At 74.2% G+C, this 20,148-nt stretch carries 19 protein-coding genes; 2 read left to right on the forward strand and 17 right to left on the reverse strand.

Going from position 1 to position 20,148, the window contains the following annotated elements; translation table 11 throughout:
* Positions 1 to 173 precede the first annotated feature (173 nt).
* The gene (gene adhP, locus OOT42_RS11890; protein ID WP_273654830.1) at positions 174 to 1,202 is read left to right on the forward strand and encodes an alcohol dehydrogenase AdhP; all 1,029 of its coding nucleotides are present in this window, start codon (positions 174 to 176) and stop codon (positions 1,200 to 1,202) included.
* Between the two features lie 66 nt (positions 1,203 to 1,268).
* Here the strand turns inward: adhP and hisD are convergent, their stop codons facing one another.
* Positions 1,269 to 2,591: a histidinol dehydrogenase gene (gene hisD / locus OOT42_RS11895; RefSeq protein ID WP_273651422.1), complete on the reverse strand. Its 1,323-nt coding sequence runs from the start codon at positions 2,589 to 2,591 to the stop codon at positions 1,269 to 1,271.
* A gap of 83 nt (positions 2,592 to 2,674) precedes the next feature.
* On the opposite strand from hisD, the gene OOT42_RS11900 reads away from it, so the two are divergent.
* Entirely contained in the window at positions 2,675 to 2,893 is a 219-nt protein-coding gene (locus OOT42_RS11900) for an RNA-binding S4 domain-containing protein (protein ID WP_273651423.1), read from the forward strand.
* Between the two features lie 3 nt (positions 2,894 to 2,896).
* On the opposite strand, the gene OOT42_RS11905 is transcribed toward OOT42_RS11900, so the two are convergent.
* From OOT42_RS11905 to murD, 16 genes are all read right to left on the reverse strand, one after another.
* A complete protein-coding gene (locus OOT42_RS11905) occupies positions 2,897 to 3,409 on the reverse strand; it encodes an SRPBCC family protein (protein WP_273651424.1) in 513 nt (170 codons plus the stop codon).
* Positions 3,406 to 3,786: an ArsR/SmtB family transcription factor gene (locus OOT42_RS11910; RefSeq protein WP_273651425.1), complete on the reverse strand. Its 381-nt coding sequence runs from the start codon at positions 3,784 to 3,786 to the stop codon at positions 3,406 to 3,408. Before OOT42_RS11910 ends, OOT42_RS11905 begins: the two co-directional genes overlap by 4 nt.
* Positions 3,787 to 3,853: 67 nt before the next feature.
* A complete protein-coding gene (gene dnaE, locus OOT42_RS11915; RefSeq protein WP_273651426.1) occupies positions 3,854 to 7,393 on the reverse strand; it encodes a DNA polymerase III subunit alpha in 3,540 nt (1,179 codons plus the stop codon).
* Positions 7,394 to 7,525: 132 nt separating this feature from the next.
* Positions 7,526 to 8,464: an RluA family pseudouridine synthase gene (locus OOT42_RS11920; protein WP_273651427.1), complete on the reverse strand. Its 939-nt coding sequence runs from the start codon at positions 8,462 to 8,464 to the stop codon at positions 7,526 to 7,528.
* Positions 8,457 to 9,074 carry a signal peptidase II gene (lspA, locus tag OOT42_RS11925; RefSeq protein ID WP_273651428.1) on the reverse strand — a complete coding sequence of 206 codons (618 nt, stop codon included), beginning with the start codon at positions 9,072 to 9,074 and terminating at the stop codon, positions 8,457 to 8,459. The genes OOT42_RS11920 and lspA overlap by 8 nt, the downstream gene beginning before the upstream one ends.
* Before the next feature lie 20 nt (positions 9,075 to 9,094).
* A complete protein-coding gene (locus OOT42_RS11930; RefSeq protein WP_162351747.1) occupies positions 9,095 to 9,556 on the reverse strand; it encodes a TraR/DksA family transcriptional regulator in 462 nt (153 codons plus the stop codon).
* 148 nt (positions 9,557 to 9,704) lie between these two features.
* Positions 9,705 to 10,364 carry a DivIVA domain-containing protein gene (locus OOT42_RS11935; protein WP_273651429.1) on the reverse strand — a complete coding sequence of 220 codons (660 nt, stop codon included), beginning with the start codon at positions 10,362 to 10,364 and terminating at the stop codon, positions 9,705 to 9,707.
* A gap of 154 nt (positions 10,365 to 10,518) precedes the next feature.
* Positions 10,519 to 10,809, reverse strand: a complete 291-nt coding sequence (locus tag OOT42_RS11940) for a YggT family protein (protein WP_273651430.1) — start codon at positions 10,807 to 10,809, stop codon at positions 10,519 to 10,521.
* Position 10,810: 1 nt separating this feature from the next.
* Positions 10,811 to 11,296 carry a cell division protein SepF gene (locus OOT42_RS11945; RefSeq protein WP_273651431.1) on the reverse strand — a complete coding sequence of 162 codons (486 nt, stop codon included), beginning with the start codon at positions 11,294 to 11,296 and terminating at the stop codon, positions 10,811 to 10,813.
* Positions 11,297 to 11,475: 179 nt separating this feature from the next.
* Positions 11,476 to 12,225 carry a polyphenol oxidase family protein gene (locus OOT42_RS11950; RefSeq protein ID WP_273651432.1) on the reverse strand — a complete coding sequence of 250 codons (750 nt, stop codon included), beginning with the start codon at positions 12,223 to 12,225 and terminating at the stop codon, positions 11,476 to 11,478.
* A 3-nt stretch (positions 12,226 to 12,228) separates the two neighbouring features.
* Positions 12,229 to 13,485 (reverse strand): cell division protein FtsZ, encoded by a 1,257-nt coding sequence (ftsZ, locus tag OOT42_RS11955; protein ID WP_162351742.1) that lies wholly within the window; start codon positions 13,483 to 13,485, stop codon positions 12,229 to 12,231.
* A gap of 341 nt (positions 13,486 to 13,826) precedes the next feature.
* Positions 13,827 to 14,567 carry a cell division protein FtsQ/DivIB gene (locus OOT42_RS11960; protein WP_273651433.1) on the reverse strand — a complete coding sequence of 247 codons (741 nt, stop codon included), beginning with the start codon at positions 14,565 to 14,567 and terminating at the stop codon, positions 13,827 to 13,829.
* Positions 14,568 to 14,947: 380 nt separating this feature from the next.
* Positions 14,948 to 16,318: a UDP-N-acetylmuramate--L-alanine ligase gene (gene murC / locus OOT42_RS11965; protein WP_273654831.1), complete on the reverse strand. Its 1,371-nt coding sequence runs from the start codon at positions 16,316 to 16,318 to the stop codon at positions 14,948 to 14,950.
* Positions 16,319 to 16,374: 56 nt separating this feature from the next.
* The gene (gene murG, locus OOT42_RS11970) at positions 16,375 to 17,520 is read right to left on the reverse strand and encodes an undecaprenyldiphospho-muramoylpentapeptide beta-N-acetylglucosaminyltransferase (protein WP_273651434.1); all 1,146 of its coding nucleotides are present in this window, start codon (positions 17,518 to 17,520) and stop codon (positions 16,375 to 16,377) included.
* Entirely contained in the window at positions 17,513 to 18,739 is a 1,227-nt protein-coding gene (gene ftsW, locus OOT42_RS11975) for a putative lipid II flippase FtsW (protein WP_273651435.1), read from the reverse strand. The genes murG and ftsW overlap by 8 nt, the downstream gene beginning before the upstream one ends.
* A gap of 4 nt (positions 18,740 to 18,743) precedes the next feature.
* Complete coding sequence (gene murD / locus OOT42_RS11980) at positions 18,744 to 20,129, reverse strand: UDP-N-acetylmuramoyl-L-alanine--D-glutamate ligase (protein ID WP_423776012.1); 1,386 nt, start codon at positions 20,127 to 20,129, stop codon at positions 18,744 to 18,746.
* Positions 20,130 to 20,148 lie beyond the last annotated feature (19 nt).

The raw sequence follows: 20,148 nt of genomic DNA on the forward strand, positions 1-20,148 counted from the left end.
GAGCGGCCGCGCGCGACCGGCTCGGGCGTCCGCAGGGTGGGGACCAACGTCCCCACCGCGGCCGGTCCCCGGCGACCTACCGTCGAAGAGGTGGCACGTCACGCACGTGCGACACCCCCGGTGCTCGCACCCCCGGGCACCGCGCACCGTCGAGGAGGACGCTGATGCGCACGATGCACGCGGCCGTGGTCCGCTCGTTCACCCGTGACCTGGACGTCACGGAGATCCCGGTCCCCGAACCCGGACCGTTCCAGGCGCTCGTCCGTGTCGAGTACTCCGGCGTCTGCCACACCGACCTGCACGCCGCGCGCGGCGACTGGCCCGTGAAGCCCGTCCCGCCGTTCGTGCCCGGCCACGAGGGCGTCGGCACCGTCGTGGCCCTCGGCACGGGCGTGACGCGGGTCGCGGTCGGCGACCGCGTCGGCAACGCGTGGCTCGCGTCCGCGTGCGGCGAGTGCGCCTACTGCGTGTCCGGCCGTGAGACCCTCTGCCCGCAGCAGCGCAACAGCGGGTACAGCCTCGACGGGTCGTTCGCCGAGCACATGCTGGTCGACTCGCGGTACTGCCCGATCATCCCGCCCGGTGTCGACCCCGCCGCCGCCGCTCCCGTGCTGTGCGCCGGCGTGACCGTCTACAAGGGCCTCAAGCAGACCGACACCCGGCCCGGCGAGTGGGTGCTCGTGTCCGGGATCGGCGGGCTGGGACACCTGGCCGTCCAGTACGCCGTCGCGATGGGACGCCGGGTCGTCGCGGTCGACGTCGACGACGCGAAGCTCGACCTCGCGCTCAAGCACGGCGCCGAGGTCGGCGTGAACGTCCGCGACGTCGACGACCCGGTGGCGCAGGTCGAGCAGCTCACCGGCGGCGTGCACGGCGCGCTCGTGACCGCCGCCGACGAGCGGGCGTTCCCGCAGGCCGTCGGGTCGCTGCGGTCCGGTGGCACGGTCGTGCTCGTCGGGCTGCCGCCCGCCGCCTTCCCGCTCGACATCTTCTCGACGGTGCTGCGCGGCCTCACCGTGCGCGGCTCGATCGTCGGGACACGCGTCGACATGGCCGAGGCGCTCGACTTCTTCGCGCGGGGCAAGGTCGGTCCGACGTTCACCGTCCGGCCGCTCGCCGACGTGAACACCGTGCTGCACGAGCTCGAGCACGGGCGCGTCGACGGCCGGGTCGTGCTCGACATGGGCACGGGCACCGCCTGAGACGGACTGCGACGGCCGGCGCCCGGCAGAGGGCACCGGCCGTCGCGGACGTGCGCGCGGAGCACGTCAGAAACGCGCGCGGACCGCCTCGCCGTGCGCCGGCAGACCCTCGGCCTCCGCGAGCGCCACGATGCGGTCGGCCACCTCCGTGAGCGCGTCCGCGTCGTACTCGACGACCTGGACGGCCCGGAGGAAGGAGTGCACGCCGAGCCCGCTCGCGAAGTGCGCGCACCCGCCCGTCGGCAGGACGTGGTTCGACCCCGCCATGTAGTCGCCGAGCGAGACCGGCGAGTACGGCCCCACGAAGACCGCGCCCGCGCTCGTCACGCGGTCCGCGAGCTCGGCGGCACCGACGGCCTGGATCTCCAGGTGCTCGGCGCCGTACGCGTTCACGACGTCGAGGCCGGCGTCGAGGTCGTCGACCAGCACGATCGCCGACTGCGTCCCGGTGAGCGCCGTCGTCACGCGCTCGCGGTGCCGCGTCGCGTCGACGCGGTCGACCAGCTTCGCCTCGACCGAGCCCGCGAGCTCGACGGACGGCGTGACGAGGACGGCGGCGGCCAGCGGGTCGTGCTCCGCCTGCGAGACGAGGTCGGCGGCGACGTGGTTCGCGTCGGCCGTCCCGTCCGCGAGGATCGCGATCTCGGTGGGGCCCGCCTCCGCGTCGATGCCCACGACACCGCGCACGAGGCGCTTCGCGGCGGCGACGTACACGTTGCCGGGTCCGGTGATGACGTCGACGGGCTCGCACAGGGTCGCGCCGTCCTCGTCCTGGGACCCCGCGGCGCCGTACGCGAACATGGCGACCGCCTGCGCACCGCCGACGGCGTACACCTCGTCGACCCCGAGCAGCGCGCAGGTGGCGAGCACGACCGGGTCGGGCAGCCCGCCCTCGTCCTTCTGCGGCGGCGACGCGACCGCGAGCGACCCGACACCCGCTTCCTGCGCCGCGACCACGTTCATGACGACCGACGACGGGTACACCGCGAGACCGCCCGGGACGTACAGCCCGACACGGCGCACGGGCAGCCAGCGCTGCCGGACCGTCGCACCGGGCGCGACCTGGACCGTGAAGTCGTCGGGCCGCTGGGCGGCGTGCACCTGGCGCACGCGGCGGATGGTCTCCTCGAGCGCCGCGCGCACCTGCGGGTCCAGCCGGTCGACGGCGGCGGCGACCGACGCGGCCGGGACGCGCACGTGCTGCGGCCGGACGCCGTCGAACCGCTCGGCGAGGTCGCGCAGCTCCGCGGCTCCGCGCTCGCGCACGGCGGCGATGATCGGCGCGACCGCCTCCGCGGCGTGCTCGACGTCGACCTCCGCGCGAGGCAGCTCCGCGAGGAGCTCACGACGGGACAGCACGCGACCGCGCAGGTCGATTCGGGTGATCACGGCCACGAGTCTACGAGCGGACGCCTCCCCTTTCCGGTGCGCCCACGCACCGGTCGCGCCCGCCGGCGCGGCAGACTGCTGCCATGACGCAGGTGCCCATCGCCGACGACTCGATCCGCCTCGGCCAGTTCCTCAAGCTCGCCGACCTCGCCGAGACGGGCGCGCAGGCGCGCGAGCTGCTCGACGACGGCGCGGTGACCGTCAACGGCGAGCCGGAGTCACGGCGCGGACGGCAGCTCGTGCGCGGCGACCGCGTCGACGTCGACCTGCCCTCGGGCGTGGCCAGCGCGACCGTCGGCTGACGGTCAGCCGGCCGCGTCCGTGCGGTAGAGGGCCTGTCGCACACCGAACAGCTCGTCCCACGACCGGACGTCACGGCCGGCCAGGTGGTCGTCGAGGCGGTCGAGGCACGTGTGCCACCCGCCGCCGTAGCCCCGGGCCGCCCGCTCCCCGAGGTCGTGGTGCTCGAGCACGAGCACGGTCGCACCGTCGTCGCCGGACAGCGTCGCCGAGAGGCGGGTGACCGGCTCCCCGGGGAACGACCACGTGACGTCGAGCCGGTGCGGGCGGTCGCACACGAGCACGTCGCCCGTGGCGTTCTGCGGCGAGTCGTCGACGTCGTCACCCATCCGCACCTCGAACCGGCCACCGACCCGCAGGTCGCCGAGCAGAGGCCCGAGCCATCGGGCCACGCGGTCCGGCTCGGTGAGGCACGACCAGAGGTCGTCGACGTCGGTCGCGTACCGGCGCTCGAAGCGGACGGTGGTGCCGGCCGGCGTCGACGTCAGGACGCCGCGCACGTCGGTGCTCTCGGTCATGGGTTCCTCCCGTGCTCCTCGTCCGGCCGGTCGGCCGGGGCGGTCGACGCGAGGCGGCGCAGCCGTGCGCCACGGGCGACCTCGGTGGCGAGGGCGTCGAGCCGGGGCTCCCAGTACCGACGCACGTCGCGGGCCCAGCGCTCCACCTCGGCGAGCGGCTCCGGGCGCACGGAGTAGAGCCGCACCGGGCCCTGCGCGCGGGACTCGACGACACCCGTCTCGCGCAGCACGCGCAGGTGCCGCGACGTGGCGGGCTGGCTGATGCCGAACTCCGCGCCCACGGCGTCCGCGAGGTCGCCCGCGCTCCGCCCGCCCTCGGCGAGCAGCTCGACGAGCCGCCGCCGCACCGGGTCGCCGAGCGCGTCCATCACGTCCATGCACCGATATTTGCACTGTGAGTTATATAACGCAAGGGTTACATCGGGTACCCCGGGGGGGTCCTGATCAGGCGGACAGGCAGCTCGGCCCGAGCAGCGCCTTGAGGTCCCCGAACAGCGACGGCGAGCGCTCGACGCGCAGCCCGTCGCCGAGCCGCATCACCGTGGCCCGGCCGGGACTCGTGAGCCGCAGGTGCACCTCCGTGATGCCCGGATGTGTCGACAGCACCTCGCGCAGCCGCTCGACCAGCGGTTGCGTGCAGCGCGCGACGGCGAGGGAGACGACGACGGGCGCGTCCGCGACCTGCGACACGTCGGGCAGCGACACCTCCATCGCCTGCAGCGACATCGACTCGTCGCGGCGCCGCACCCGGCCCTTCACGACGACGACCGCGTCCTCGGCGAGCACCGTCGAGTACGCGAGGTACGTCTCGCCGAAGAACATGATCTCGACCGAGCCCTCCATGTCCTCGATCGTCACGGCCGCCCACGGGTTGCCCTGCTTCGACATCTTGCGCTGGAGCGACGTCACGAGCCCCGCGATCACCACCGTCGACCCGTCCGGCCGCGCCTCGTCCGCCAGCAGGGTCGCGATCGACACGTCCGCCGAGGCGGCGAGCACGTGCTCGATGCCCGACAAGGGGTGGTCTGAGACGTAGAGGCCGAGCATCTCGCGCTCGAACGCGAGCCGTTGCTTCTTGTCCCAGTCGGGCAGGTCGGGGATCGCCACCGCGAAGCCCGGGCCGGCGTCGTCCCCGCCCATGAGGTCGGCGAACAGGTCGAACTGGCCCTCCGCCTCCTTGCGCTTCACGCCGATGACCGAGTCGACCGCCTGCTCGTGCACGAGCAGCAGCGCGCGGCGCGGGTGGCCGAGCGAGTCGAACGCACCGGCCTTGATGAGCGACTCGATGGTCCGCTTGTTGCAGACGACCGCCGGCACCTTCTCCAGGAAGTCGGTGAACGACGTGAACGCGCCCTTCTCCTCGCGCGTCCGCACGATCGCCTCGACGACGTTCGCGCCGACGTTGCGGACCGCCGTGAGGCCGAAGCGGATGTCCGCGCCGACGGCCGTGAAGTTCGCGGCCGACGAGTTCACGTCGGGCGGCAGGACCGTGATGCCCATGTGGCGGCACTCGCCGAGGTACAGCGCCGACTTGTCCTTGTCGTCCTTGACGGACGTGAGCAGCGCGGCCATGTACTCGACCGGGTAGTTCGCCTTGAGGTAGGCGGTCCAGTACGACACCACGCCGTACGCGGCCGAGTGCGCCTTGTTGAACGCGTAGTCCGAGAACGGCAGCAGGATGTCCCACAGCGTCTGCACCGCGGCCATCGAGAAGCCGCGCTCCTGCATGCCCGCGGAGAAGCCCTCGAACTGCTTGTCCAGCTCGGACTTCTTCTTCTTGCCCATCGCGCGGCGCAGGATGTCGGCCTGTCCGAGCGAGTACCCGGCGACGCGCTGGGCGATCGCCATGACCTGCTCCTGGTACACGATCAGGCCGTACGTCGTGCCGAGGATGTCCTCGAGCGGCTCGGCCAGCTCGGGGTGGATCGGCGTGACCTCCTGCGCGCCGTTCTTGCGCAGCGCGTAGTTGGTGTGCGAGTTCGCGCCCATCGGGCCCGGGCGGTACAGCGCGCCGACGGCCGAGATGTCCTCGAAGTTGTCGGGGCGCATGAGGCGCAGCAGGGTCCGCATGCCGCCGCCGTCGAGCTGGAACACGCCCAGGGTGTCGCCGCGGCCGAGCATCTCGTACGTCTTGCGGTCGGTGAGCTCGAGCTCCTCGAGCACGACCGGGTCCTTGCCGTTCGCGACGATGTTGTCGAGCGCGTCGTCGAGGATCGTGAGGTTGCGCAGCCCCAGGAAGTCCATCTTGATCAGGCCGAGGCCCTCACAGGTGGGGTAGTCGAACTGCGTGATGACCGCGCCGTCCTGCGGGCGCCGCATGATCGGGATGATGTCGATGAGCGGGTCGGACGACATGATCACGCCCGCCGCGTGCACGCCCCACTGCCGCTTCAGGCCCTCGATGCCCTTCGCGAGCTCGACGACGCGCTGCGCGTCCGGGTCGGCGGCGTGGACCTGACGGAACTCCTCGGCCTCGTGGTACCGCTTGTCCGCGGGGTCGAAGATGCCCGTGAGGCTGATGTCCTTGCCCATGATCGCGGGCGGCATCGCCTTGGTGAGCTTCTCCCCCATCGCGAACGGCATGCCGAGGAGCCGCGCCGAGTCCTTGAGGGCCTGCTTGGCCTTGATCGTGCCGTACGTGACGATCTGCGCGACGCGGTCCTCGCCGTACTTCTCCGTCACGTACCGGATGACCTCGCCGCGCCGGCGCTCGTCGAAGTCGACGTCGAAGTCGGGCATCGAGACGCGGTCGGGGTTGAGGAACCGCTCGAAGATCAGGCCGTGCTGCAGCGGGTCGAGGTCCGTGATCTTCATGGCGTACGCCGCCATCGAGCCCGCACCGGAACCACGTCCCGGACCCACCCGGATGCCGTGGTCCTTCGCCCAGTTGATGAAGTCGGCGACCACGAGGAAGTACCCCGGGAAGCCCATCTGCGTGATGACCTCGGTCTCGTACGCCGCCTGCTTGCGCACCTCGTCCGGGATCCCGCCGGGGTACCGGTGGTGGAGGCCCTTCTCGACCTCCTTGACGAACCAGCTCGTCTCGTCCTCGCCGGCGGGGACCGGGTAGTTCGGCATGTAGTTGGCCGAGGTGTTGAACGAGACCTCGCACTGCTCCGCGATGCGCAGCGTGTTGTCGCACGCCTCGGGCAGCTCCGCCCAGATGCGCCGCATCTCCGCCGCGGACTTCACGTAGTAGCCGTCGCCGTCGAACTTGAACCGGTCCGGGTCCGAGAGCGTCGAGCCCGAGTTGATCGCGAGCAGCGCCTCCTGCGACGCCGAGTCCTCCTGGCGCGTGTAGTGCAGGTCGTTCGTCGCGACGAGCGGCGCACCGATCGTCTCCGACAGCCGCAGCAGGTCCTTGAGGACGCGGGTCTCGATGTCGATCCCGTGGTCCATCAGCTCGACGTAGAAGAACTCCTTGCCGAAGATGTCCTGCAGCTCGCCGGCCACCCGGACCGCCTCGTCCCACTGGCCCAGGCGCAGACGGGTCTGGATCTCCCCCGACGGGCAGCCCGTCGTGGCGATCAGTCCCTTGCCGTACGTCTCCAGCAGGTCGCGGTCCATGCGCGGCCACTTGCCCATCTGGCCCTCGAGCGACGCGAGCGACGACGCGCGGAACAGGTTGTGCAAGCCCTCGTTGTTCCGCGCCAGCATCGTCATGTGCGTGTACGCGCCGCGCGCCGACACGTCGTCGGCCTCCTGGCCCTGCTGGCCGAACCGCACGCGCGTCTGGTCGAACCGGCTGGTCCCCGGCGTGACGTACGCCTCGACGCCGATGATGGGCTTGATGCCCGCCGCCGTGCCCTTCGACCAGAAGTCGAACGCGCCGAAGAGGTAGCCGTGGTCCGTGGTCGCGATCGCCGTCTGGCCCTGCCGCTCGACCTCCGCGAACAGCTCGGTCAGACGGGCCGCGCCGTCGAGCATCGAGTACTCGGTGTGCACGTGGAGGTGGACGAAGTCGGAGCCTCCAGCAGATGCCATGCGGGCCATCCTAGGTGGCCCCGCCGACACCTCCGGACGCCCGACGGCCGTGTCGGAGGTGGCGTGCGCGACACGCCGGGCGACCCGCTGCGAGTCGGCTCGGAGCGCCTTCGCGGAGCCCGCGGCGCGCCGTCAGCGGTAGCCCGCGCCGAGCGTCTCGAGCGCGTGCGCGAGGTCGTCGGGGTAGGTGCTGGTGACCTCCAGCCAGTCCCCCGTCGCCGGGTGCTCGAACCCCAGCCGCACCGCGTGCAGCCACTGCCGGGACAGCCCCGTGCGCGCCGCGAGCGTCGGGTCCGCGCCGTACGTCAGGTCGCCCACGCAGGGGTGCCGCAGGGCCGCGAAGTGCACGCGGATCTGGTGCGTCCGGCCGGTCTCCAGGTGCACCTCGACGAGCGACGCCGACGGCAGCATCTCGAGCACCTCGTAGTGCGTCACCGACGGCTTGCCGTCCGCGACGACCGCGAACTTCCAGTCCGCCGACGGGTGCCGCCCGATCGGGGCGTCGATCGTGCCCGTCGTCGGCTCCGGGTGGCCTTGCACGAGCGCGTGGTACACCTTCTCGACCGTGCGCTCCTTGAACGCCCGCTTGAGCACCGTGTACGCACGCTCGCTCTTCGCGACGACCATGAGCCCCGACGTCCCGACGTCGAGCCGGTGCACGACACCCTGCCGCTCGGCCGCCCCCGACGTCGAGATGCGGTAGCCCGCCGCGGCGAGCGCGCCGACCACCGTCGGCCCCGTCCAGCCCGGCGACGGGTGCGCGGCGACGCCGACCGGCTTGTCGACGACCACGACCTCGTCGTCGTCGTGCACGATCCGCATGCCCGGGACCGGCTCCGGCACGACCGCCGGCGTCGACGGTCCTTGCGGGTCGGGGATCTCCACCTCGAGCCAGCCACCCGCGACGAGCCGGTCCGACTTGCCGACCGAGCGGCCGTCGACGCGGACACCGCCGCCCGCGGCGATCTCCGCCGCCCGGGTCCGCGAGAGGCCGAGCATGCGGGACAGCGCGGCGTCGACGCGCTCGCCCGCGAGGCCGTCCGGCACGGGCAGGGCGCGGACCTCAGGCACCGGGACGCTCCGCCGGGGTGTCCGCGCGGTCGCCGGTCGCGTCGTCCGCGGGGTCGGGGTCCGCGTCGGGCGCGGCGTCGCCGTCGCGCGTCCCGTCCAGGTGCACGCCGCGCGCCGCGAGCAGCACGATGAGGCCGGCCGCGACGACGATGGCGATGTCGGCGACGTTGCCGACGAACCAGTTCGCGTACGCGATGAAGTCGACGACCTCGCCCCGGGCGAACGCGGGCTCCCGCGCGAAGCGGTCGACCAGGTTGCCGACCGCACCGCCGAGCAGCAGGCCGAGGGCCACCGCCCACATGGCCGAGCCGATCCGGCGGGACGCGCGCACGACGACCACGACCACCACGGTCGCCACGAGCGTGAGCACCCAGGTCATGCCCGTCGCGATGCCGAGCGCAGCCCCGGGGTTGAAGACGAGCTGCAGCCCGAGCAGGTCACCGACGAGCGGGTGCCGGACGCCTTCCTCGAGCGACGCGAGCGCCCACTGCTTCGTGAGCTGGTCGACGAGCAGGACGGCGACGGCGATGACGACCAGCGTCGTCACGAGCCGCCGGCGACGCGCGGGAGTGGTCTCGGCCGCGTCGGGTCCGGGAGTCGTGGAAGGCACCGCAGGAGTCTACGGGCGCGTCAGCGACGCTCCTCCCGCTGCTTGCACTCGACGCACAGCGTCGCGCGCGGGAACGCCTGCACGCGCGCCTTGCCGATCGCACGCCCGCACGACTCGCACGTGCCGAACGTGCCGGCCGAGATACGTCCGAGCGCGCGCTGCGTCTGCGCGAGCAGGTCGCGGGTGTTGTTGACGAGCGTGAGCTCCTGCTCGCGCTCCAGCGCCGACGAGCCGGAGTCGGCCTGGTCGTCCCCGGCGCCGTCGCCGGAGTTGCGCAGCAGGTCCGAGAGCTCCGCGTCCGCCGCCGCGAGCTCACCCGTCAGGCGGTCGATGTCCGAGGTCAGCTCGTCCGCGACCTCCTTGACCTCGGCCGCCGTCCAGGGCGTCTCGCCGTCGCGCACGGGGAACTGCTTCACGCGCTCGTCCAGATCCTTCGTGTCCGCCGCCACGGCGACGTCGCTCAGTGCGTCGTTGATTGCCACGTCCTGGTCCCCCCCAAGTCGTCAAGTCCCGCGACTTTATGCGTGGATACGTCCGGAGACAACACACCACGCCGGGTGAATCCCCGGCGTGGTGTGTCGTGCGAGTACTGCCCTGACCTGTGACGACGCGGCCCGGCGCCGTCGAGGGTCAGATGTTCTGGCCGTCCCCGACGGGCTGCACCTGACCGGAGCGCGGCGGGAGCGCGTTGCCCCGGTTGTCGAGGTCACCGAGCAGGTTCTCGAGGTAGCTCTTCAGTCGCGTGCGGTAGTCGCGCTCGAACACGCGCAGCTCGTCGATCTTGCGCTCGAGGAGCGACCGCTCCTGCTCGAGCTGGCCGAGGGTGCGCTGCGACGTCTCCTCCGCCTCGCGGACGATGCGGTTGGCCTGCGACTTGGCCTCCCCGATGAGCCGGTCGCTCTCCTCCTGGCCGCTGCGGACGTAGTCGTCGTGCAGCTTCTGCGCGAGCGCGAGCATGCCGGTCGCCGACTCGGGCTCGCTCGGCCGCTGCGGGGCGACCGGCGCGACGGGGGCCACCACGGGGGCGGGCTGCGGCTTCTGGAGCTCGGGGACCGGCTCCGGCTTGGGCGCGGGAGCGGCCTGCTGCGCGCCGGCCCGGCTCAGCTCGGCGATGCGGCGCTCGGCCGCGGCGAGCTTGGTCTTGAGGTCCTCGTTCTCGTTCTGCAGCTCGCGCAGGGTGTTGACGACCTCGTCCAGGAAGTCGTCGACCTCGTCCTGGTCGTACCCCTCGCGGAACTTCGTCGCCTGGAACTTCTTGTTCAGGACGTCGTCTGCGGTCAGCAGTGCCATCGTCGTCACCTCTGTCGGTCGAGCTCGGTCGGGCCGTGGCGGTCGACCGACCGCCTCGGGCCACCGTAGCGGAGATTGCAGCGGGGGCACGTCCCCCGACACACGTGTGGAACCGGTGCGGACACGGTCCGTCCGTGCGTCGTGGAACGCGCGATCATGCGGACAGGTTGCCCAGCAGCGCCATCAGCAGGGAGCACCCGAGGACCAGCACGAAGAAGGCCAGGTCGAGGCGGATCGAGCCGATCCCGACGGGCGGGAGGACCCGACGCAGCGCCTTGAGCGGCGGGTCCGTCACGGTGTACGTCGCCTCGGCGATGACGAGGGCCACACCGCGCGGACGCCAGTCACGCGCGAAGAACTGGACCCAGTCCAGCACGAGGCGCACGAGGAGCAGCAGGAAGAACGCGAGGACGACCAGGTACAGGACGCTGAAGATCAGGCGCACGTCAGCTCTGGTTGTAGAAGCCGGACCGCCCGGCCGGCTGCTCCGAGGCCGCCGCGTCGCCGGCCACCTCGACGTGCGCGGGCGAGAGCAGGAAGACCTTGCTCGTCACGCGCTCGATCGCGCCGTGCAGCCCGAAGATCAGGCCCGCGGAGAAGTCGACGAGGCGCTTGGCGTCGGCGTCGTCCATGTCCGTCAGGTTCATGATCACCGGCGTGCCCTCGCGGAACGCCTCGCCGATCTTGCGCGCGTCGTTGTACGAGCGCGGGTGGATCGTGGTGATGCGACGCAGGTCGTGCGCGACCGGGGCCGGGGCCGGCGCCGGTGCGGGGGTGCGCGGCACCGGGCGGTGCAGCGGCGTGACCTGTGCCTCGTACTCGTGCTCCACGGCGACGTCCCCTCCGTCGAGGTCCTCGAGGTACTCCTCGTGCTCGGACCGGTCGTCGGCCAGACCGAGGTACAGCATCGTCTTGCGCAGCGCTCCGGCCATCGCCTGTGGCTCCCTCCCCGGATCTCTCCGGCCTTCCCGGTACCGCCGTCCGGGACCGGGGATGCCGGTACCGGGAGCGACGGGCTCCCTCCGACGGTCACGCTAGCAACGCGTCCGCGGAGCGCCACCGCGACACGCCCGCGACGCGCCGGTCTCGCCCGATCGGGTCGCGGCGCTGGTCAGCCCGGAGCCCGGACGACCCCGGCGAACCGTCCCGTGGTGCCGTCACGACGGAAGGAGAAGAGGTCGGGGTCGGTGTACGTGTCGCGCCCGACGCGCTGCACGTCGTCCACGCCGACGCGGCCCAGCACCGCCGCGACGCCCGCGGGCAGGTCGAGCGCGGGCGTGCCCCACGACGTCGTGGCCGCGGTCTCCGGGACGGCCGCGGCGACCTCGTCGCGCAGCTCCGCCGGCACCTCGTAGGACGGTCCGGCGATGGACGGGCCGATCGCCGCCCGCAGCCGCGAGCGGTCCGCACCGGCGTCCACGAGCGCCTCGACGGCCGCCTCGACGACGCCCGCGACGAGCCCGCGCCGACCCGCGTGGACGGCGGCGACGAGCCCGGCCTGGGCGTCGGCGAGCAGCACGGGCACGCAGTCGGCGACGAGGACCCCGACCGCGACGCCCGGGCCCGCGCCGACGAGCGCGTCGACCTCACCGACCGACGCCAACGGGTCGGCCGCACCGACCGGGACGAGCACGACCGCGACCGCGCGCCCGTGCACCTGCGTGCCGTACGCCACCGGTCCCCCGGCCCACCGCGCGACGAGCCCGCGGTTCGCCGCCACGGCGGCCGGGTCGTCCGCGACGCCCGCACCGAGGTTGAGCGCGTCGTACGGCGCGCGGCTCACGCCGCCGGCTCGCGTCGTGAACCCCGCCCGGACGCCCGGGCCGAGATCCACGGCGAGCACGACGAGCTCGCGCGGCACCGCTTACTTGAGGAAGTCGGGGACGTCGAGCTCCTCGCGCTCGCGGCGCGGCGCGTCCTCGGTGAAGATGCGCGGCACCTCGAGCGCGCCGGTGATCGGAGTGGGCTCGGCCTCGGTGGACAGGAACGCGGGCACCTCGGGCTGCGCCGCGGGGCGCACGGTGCGCGACTGCCCGTACGCACCGACGGGCAGGACTTCGTCCTCGGGGTCGACGACGGGACGCGGCGTGGGCACCGACGGGACGGACGGGACCGACCGGACGGACGCACCGCTGACCTGGCCGAGCGCGCGCGAGTCGCGGCGCACGACGGGGCCGCCGCCGTCGAAGCCCGCGGCGATGACGGTGACGCGGACCTCGTCGCCCAGGGCGTCGTCGATGACCGCACCGAAGATGATGTTGGCCTCGGGGTGCGCGGCCTCCTGCACGAGGCGCGCGGCCTCGTTGATCTCGAACAGGCCGAGGTCGGAGCCGCCCTGGATGGAGAGCAGCACGCCGTGCGCGCCGTCGATGCTCGCCTCGAGCAGCGGCGACGAGATCGCCATCTCGGCGGCCTGCACGGCACGGTCCTCGCCGCGCGCGAAGCCGATGCCCATGAGCGCCGAGCCGGCGCCCTGCATGACGGACTTCACGTCGGCGAAGTCGAGGTTGATGAGGCCCGGGGTGGTGATGAGGTCGGTGATGCCCTGCACGCCGGACAGCAGCACCTGGTCGGCGGAGTGGAACGCGTCGAGGACCGACACGTTGCGGTCGGAGATCGACAGCAGGCGGTCGTTCGGGATGACGATGAGCGTGTCGACCTCGGCGCGCAGCGCCTCGATACCGGTGTCGGCCTGGACCGAGCGACGGCGGCCCTCGAACGTGAACGGGCGCGTGACGACACCGATGGTCAGCGCGCCGAGCGAGCGGGCGATGCGCGCGACGACCGGCGCGCCGCCGGTGCCCGTGCCGCCGCCCTCGCCCGCCGTCACGAAGACCATGTCGGCGCCGCGCAGGACGTCCTCGATCTCCTCGGCGTGGTCCTCGGCCGCCTTCTTGCCGACCTCGGGGTCGGCGCCGGCGCCGAGACCGCGCGTGAGCTCGCGGCCGACGTCGAGCTTGACGTCGGCGTCCGACATGAGCAGGGCCTGGGCGTCGGTGTTGACGGCGATGAACTCGACACCCTTGAGGCCGACCTCGATCATGCGGTTCACGGCGTTGACGCCGCCGCCGCCGATGCCGACGACCTTGATGACCGCCAGGTAGTTCTGCGGAGCTGCCACGGTGGGTGCCTCTCGTTCCGAGCCGGTCGCGGGGTGCTGCCCGCGAGGGTGACCGCGACACGCCGCGGTCGGGATTCAACCTTCAGGTTCAGGTTGAGGGTTAGAGTTATGTCAGGTGCCTTGTCAGTGCGTGACGCTAGGTGCCGCACGCGCCGTGTTCAACGCACCACGCCGCGTGTCGCGGCACGTGTTGCGGACCTGTTCCTGACGCGCCGGCGCCGGCGCCTGCCCGCGGACCGGAGACCCCGTCGGGGACCACGCGCACCGCCGGCGCTGCCCTGTGCGCTCAGGCCCGGGTCGGCCCGGCGACGGTCGGGTCCGCACGGTGCCGACGGCGCAGTTCAGCGGGTGATCGGCAGCCGCGGCGCGGACACGTCGACCACCGTCGCCCCCGCCGCCGCACCTGACGACCGGAGCGTGGCGAGGACCGCGATCTTGAGCGGCGTCTCCGCCGCGGAGCCCCAGTCGACGCGCACGCCGTCGCGCAGCTGCATCGTCACGGTGTCCTGCGTCCGCGCCGACACGCCCTGCACCTGGGCCAGCAGGTCGGCCGGGAGCTGCTCGAGCACGGTCAGCACCGCCGAGAGCGTGCGCGCGTCGCCCACGGGGACGTCGACGACCGGCAGCCCGTCGGGTGCCGCGTCGACCCGCCCGACCTGCACGCCCTCCATGTCGAGCAGCGCGAAGCCGCCGGCCTCGGGCTCGGGCACCGCCGCGACCGGCTCGCGCGCCACGAGCACGACCAGCAGCCCGTGCGGCCAGCCCCGCGTCACGCGAGCCTCCCGCACCCCCGGGACCTCGAGCACCTCGTCGCGCAGCCCGACCGTGTCGAGCCGCGGCAGCGGCACCCCCGCGTGGGCGTCCACGACGTCGAGCACCTGGTCCACCGCGACCACGGTGCCCGCACCCTCGACGCGGACGTCCTGCGGGTCGAGCGCGAGCACCGGGGACAGCAGCAGCAGCCACCCCAGAGCACCTGCCGCCGCCGCTCCCCCGGCGACGGCCGCGGCCTTGCGGCGCGAGCGGGAGCGGCGCGCCCGCGCGCGCTCCTCGAAGCGGGCGACCGAGCTCGGCGAGACCACGGGTGGCGCGACCGGGCCACCCCGGCCCGAGAGGCCCCGGCCGCCCGAGGTGTACGTGGTGACCGCGCGGCCGAAGGCCGCCGGCGAGTCGCCCGTCCCCGACGCGTCGGCCGTGCGCGGCCGCGTGGCAGGTGCGGCACCGGCACCGGCACCGCGGCTCGCACCGCTCGTCGGCCGCCCCGGCGAACCGTCCGCGGGTCGCGACGGACGGCCCGGCGCGCCGGCCCCGCGCGTCCCGGTCGACGGGCCCGCGCCGGGAGCGCGTCCGGTCGCCGGCGTCGCCGGTCCCGCCGCGCCGTCCTGACCCTCCGGCCGCGCCGTCGGCACCGCGCGCGGCCGGGGCGTCGGCGCCACGCGGGGCTTCGGCGGGCGCGACGGGCTCACGGCCGTCCCCCTCCCGGCGACGGCAGGGCACGGAGCGTCTCGAGCACGACCGGTGCGAGCGCGGTCACGTCGCCGGCACCGACCGTGAGCAGCAGGTCGCCCGGGCGGGCGGCGGACGCGATCGCGCGGGCCGCATCGAGCCGGTCGGGCACGAACGACGCCCGACCCGGGGTGGGCACGTGGTCCACGAGGAGCGCACCCGTGACGGTCGGGTCCGGGTCCTCGCGCGCCGCGTACACGTCGGTGACGACGACGACGTCGGCCAGGTCGAGCGCGGCCCCGAACTCGCGCGCGAACGTGCGCGTGCGCGAGAAGAGGTGCGGCTGGAAGAGCACGAGCACGCGGCCGCCGCCGGCGACCGACCGCGCGGCGCGCAGCAGCGCGGCGACCTCCGTCGGGTGGTGCGCGTAGTCGTCCACCACGCGCACCCCGCCGGCCGTGCCGCGGTCCTCGAACCGGCGACCCGTGCCGCGGAACTCACCGAGGCCGTCCGCCACGGCGAGCGGGTCGGCACCGAGCGCGCGCGCCGCAGCCCACGCGGCCGCCGCGTTCAGCGCGTTGTGGTCGCCCGGGACGGCGAGGCGCACGGTCACGGCGGCCGTGCCCGTCGCGAGCTCGACCGCCCAGCGGCCGCCGTCGGCGCGCAGGTCACCGACGCGCACGTCGGCGCCCGGCGACCTGCCGTAGGTCACGACCGTGACCGACGCCGCCGCGAGCTCCGCGGCCGCCGCGGACGCGAGCCGGGCGGCGCCCTCGTCGTCGGCGCACGCGACGAGCACGCCACCCGTCCGGATCCGCCGCGCGAACGCGACGAAGGCGTCCTCGAACGCCTCGCGCGAGCCGTAGTGGTCCAGGTGGTCGGGCTCGACGTTCGTCACGACCGCCACGAGCGGCTCGTAGGCGAGGAAGGACCCGTCGGACTCGTCGGCCTCGGCGACGAACGCCGGGCCGCTCCCGCTGCGGCCGCCGCCGAGCGGACCGTCGACCGTCAGGACCGTGCCGCCGATCGCGAACGACGGGTCCGCGCCCGCGTGCAGCAGCGCCGTGGCGACCATCGCCGACGTCGTCGTCTTGCCGTGCGCCCCGGCGACCGCGACGGCGTCCCGGTCGGCCATGAGCGCGGCCAGCGCCTCGGACCGGTGCAGCACCCGCAGCCCGGCGGCCCGGGCCGCGGCGAGCTCGGGGTTCGACTCCCGCACCGCGGAGGAGACGACGACCGTGTCGACGTCCGTCACGAGCGACGCGTCGTGCCCGACGTGCACCGTCACGCCCGCCGCGCGCAGCCCGGGCAGCGCCGGACCGTCGGCCGCGTCCGAGCCGCTCACCGCCAGGCCGCGCGCGGCGAGCAGCGCAGCGATCGCGGACATGCCGGCACCGCCCACGCCGACCAGGTGCACGCGTCCCAGCTCGGCCACGGTCGTCGTCACGCGGCCCCTCCCGGCAGGTGGCGCTCGACGAGCGCGGCGACCCGGTCCGCGGCGTCGCGCACGCCGACGGACGCCGCGGCGGCGGCCATGCGCTCGCGCGTCGCGGCGGCGTCGCCGCCGACGAGCAGCCGTGGGACGTGCGTGCTGACCCACGCGGACGTGAGCGCGGCGTCGTCGACCAGGAGCCCGCCCCCTGCCGCGACGACGGGGGCCGCGTTGAGCCGCTGCTCGCCGTTGCCGACAGGCAGCGGGACGTACACGGCGGGGATGCCCAGCGCGGCCAGCTCGCACACGGTGCCCGCGCCCGAGCGACCGACGGCCAGGTCCGCCACCGCCAGGGCGAGGTGCATGTCGGCCAGGTACTCGCGCACCTGGTACCGCTCGGCGCCGGGCACGTCCTCGATCGCGGTCCGCACGGCCTCGGCCTTGCCGCGGCCGGTGAGGTGCAGCACCTGCGCCCCGTCGGCCAGCAGGTCGGCCGCCGCGCCCGCGACGGCGGTGTTGACCGACACCGCGCCCAGCGAGCCGCCGGACACGAGCAGCGTCGGCAGGTCCGGGTCGAGCCCGAGCACGTCGGCCGCCGCGCGCCGCGTGCCGACCGGGTCGGCGGTGCGGTCGGCGAGGAGCCGCGCCACGGCGGCGCGCAGCGGCAGCCCCGTGACCTGCGCGTGCGGGAGCGCGGTGCCCGGGAACGTGACGGCGACGTCCGCCGCCCAGCGCGCGCCCAGCCGGTTCGCGAGGCCGGGCCGCGCGTTCTGCTCGTGCACGACGACGGGGACACCGCGGCGGCGTGCCGCGAGGTAGGCGGGCGTCGCGACGTAGCCGCCGAAGCCGACGACCACGTCGGCGCCCACGGCGTCGATCGCCGCGCCCGCCGCGTCGACGGCGGCGCGCAGCCGCGTGGGCAGGCGCAGGTAGTCCGGCGTGGGCCGGCGCGGCAGCGGGACGCGCGGGACCACGTCGAGCGTCAGCCCGTGCTGCGGGACGAGCGTCGACTCGAGGCCCTCTGCCGTGCCGAGCACGCGCAGCACGACGCCGGGCCGTCGGGCGGCGAGCGCGTCCGCGACCGCGAGCAGCGGGTTGACGTGCCCGGCGGTGCCCCCGCCCGCCAGCAGCACGGCACCGGGGTTCACGTCAGGCACGTGACCTCCCGATGACCGCGAGCGAGCGCCGCACGACGGAGGGCCGCGCGGCCAGTGCCTCGGCCGCGCCGGGCTCGGACCGCGCGAACGAGATGACGACGCCGAGCGCGGCCATCGTCATGATGAGCGCGGAGCCGCCCGCCGACACGAGCGGCAGCGGCAGGCCGATGACGGGCGCGAGGCCGATGACGACCGCGACGTTGACGAACGCCTGACCGATGATCCAGCAGAGCACCGCGCCCGTCGTGATCTGGACGAACGGGTCGGGGTGGCGGCGGATGATGCGCACCATCGCCAGCGCCATGAGGCCGAACAGGCCGAGGACGAGCAGCGTGCCGATCAGTCCCAGCTCCTCACCGATGATCGCGAAGATGAAGTCGTTGTGCGCCGCGGGCAGGTAGGACCACTTCTCGCGGCTCTCCCCCAGCCCGAGACCTCCCCAGCCGCCGCTCGCGAGGCCCCAGCCGCCGTGCAGCGTCTGGTAGCACGCGCTCGACGCGTCGCACCCCTCGGTGGACAGCCACGAGGTGATGCGGTCGGTCCGGTTCTGGCTCGTGACGGTCAGCAGGAAGGCGACGCCGGCGCCCGCGACGGCGGCCAGCCCGAACATGCGCAGCGGCACCCCGGCGACGAAGAGCGCGCCGGCGACGAGCATGAGCAGGACGAGCGCCGTCCCGAGGTCGTGGCCCGCGAGGACCACGAGGACCGCCAGGCCGGCGATCGGCACCACGGGGATGAGCGCGTGCTTCCACTCGTGCAGGAGCGGCAGCTTGCGGGCGAGCACCGCGCCGAGCCACACCGCGAGGGCCAGCTTGATCGCCTCGGACGGCTGCGCGGACATCCCGCCGACGCACACCCAGTTGCGGTTGCCGCCCTCGCCGCAGCCCAGCCCGGGGACGAACACGAGCAGCTGGAACACGATCGCGCCGCCCAGCACGGGCCACGCGAAGGCCTTCATGACGCGCGCGGGCACGCGCGACAGCACGACGAGCGCGGGCAGGCCGATCAGCGCGTACTTGGCCTGGTCGAGGAACACCGCGTACGGCGAGTTGCCCTCGTCGAGCGACTCGACGCTCGAGCTCGACAGGACCATGACGAGGCCGACGACGAGCAGGAGGGTCGTCGTGCCGAGCAGCACGTAGTAGCTCGTGACGGCGGAGTTCCACTGCCCGAGCGCCGAGCCGCGCGGCTCGGCCGTCGCGGTGGCGGTGTCGGCCATCGGGTCACCCCTCCTCGCGCAGCGCGCGCACGGCGTCGGCGAACCGGTCGCCGCGCTCGGCGTACGACGCGAACTGGTCCATCGACGCGCACGCGGGCGCGAGCAGCACCGTGACCGCGTCGGCGGGGGCGCCCGACGCGAGCCGTCGGGCCTCGTGCACGGCGAGGGTCATCACCGCCCCAGTGTCACCGGGGTCGACCTCGACGACCGGGACGTCCGGTGCGTGTCGGGCGAGCGCGTCGCGCAGCGGGGCCCGGTCGGCACCGACGAGCACGACGCCGCGCAGGCGGTCGCGGCGGCTCGCGACGAGCTCGTCGAACGTCGCACCCTTCGCGAGCCCGCCCGCGACCCACACGACGCTGCCGGGGGCGAACGACGCGAGCGAGGCGGCCGCCGCGTGCGCGTTCGTCGCCTTGGAGTCGTCGACGTAGGCCACGCCGTCCACGACGCCGACGGGCGCGATCCGGTGCGCGCCGGGCGCGTAGGCGCGCAGCCCGTCGCGCACCGCCTGGGGGTCGACGCCGTGCGCGAGCGCGAGGGCGCCCGCCGCGAGGGCGTCCGCGACGACGTGCGGCGGGACGGCGCCGTCCGGGCCCGCGAGCCGGTGCAGGTCGGCGAGCGTGCCGAGCTCGGCGGCGTGCGTGTGGCGCAGCCGGGCGAACCCGCGGTCGACGAGGACGTCCTCGACGAGTCCGACCTGTCCGACGCTCGGCGTCCCGGTCGTGAAGCCGACGGCGACGCAGCCGTCGACGACGTCGGCCTCGCGCACCAGGTGCTCCGTCACGGGGTCGGCCGCGTTGTAGACGCACGCGACCTGCGCGCGCTCGTAGATCCGCCCCTTCGCGGCGGCGTACGCGTCGAGCGACCCGTGCCAGTCGAGGTGGTCGGGCGCGACGTTGAGCACCGCGGCGGCCTGCGCGGACATCGCGTACGTGTGGTGGAGCTGGAAGCTCGAGAGCTCGACCGCGAGCACGTCGAGCGACGGGTCGGTCGCGGCGAGCACGACCGGTGTGCCGACGTTCCCGACCGCGGCCGTCGCACGGCCCGCCGCCAGCAGGACCGACTCGAGCATCCCGACGGTCGTCGTCTTGCCGTTGGTCCCGGTGACCGCGAGCCACGGCGCCGGTGCGCCGGAGGCCGTCGCGACCCGCACCTGCCACGCGAGCTCGACCTCGCTCCACACGGGCACCGACCGCTCGGTCGCCGCGCGCAGCAGCGGGTGGTGCGGGGCGAGCCCGGGAGACGCGACGACGAGATCGGTCCGGTCGAGCACGTCGCCCGCGAGCAGCTCGTCGGTCGACAGGACGTCGCCGGCCGCGTCGTCCACCGGGACGACACGCGCACCGCACGACGCGAGCACCTCGGCCGCGGCGCGGCCCGACACCCCCATGCCGGCGACGACGACGCGG

This window comes from Cellulomonas fimi, from assembly GCF_028583725.1.
GTDB lineage: Bacteria > Actinomycetota > Actinomycetes > Actinomycetales > Cellulomonadaceae > Cellulomonas > Cellulomonas fimi_B.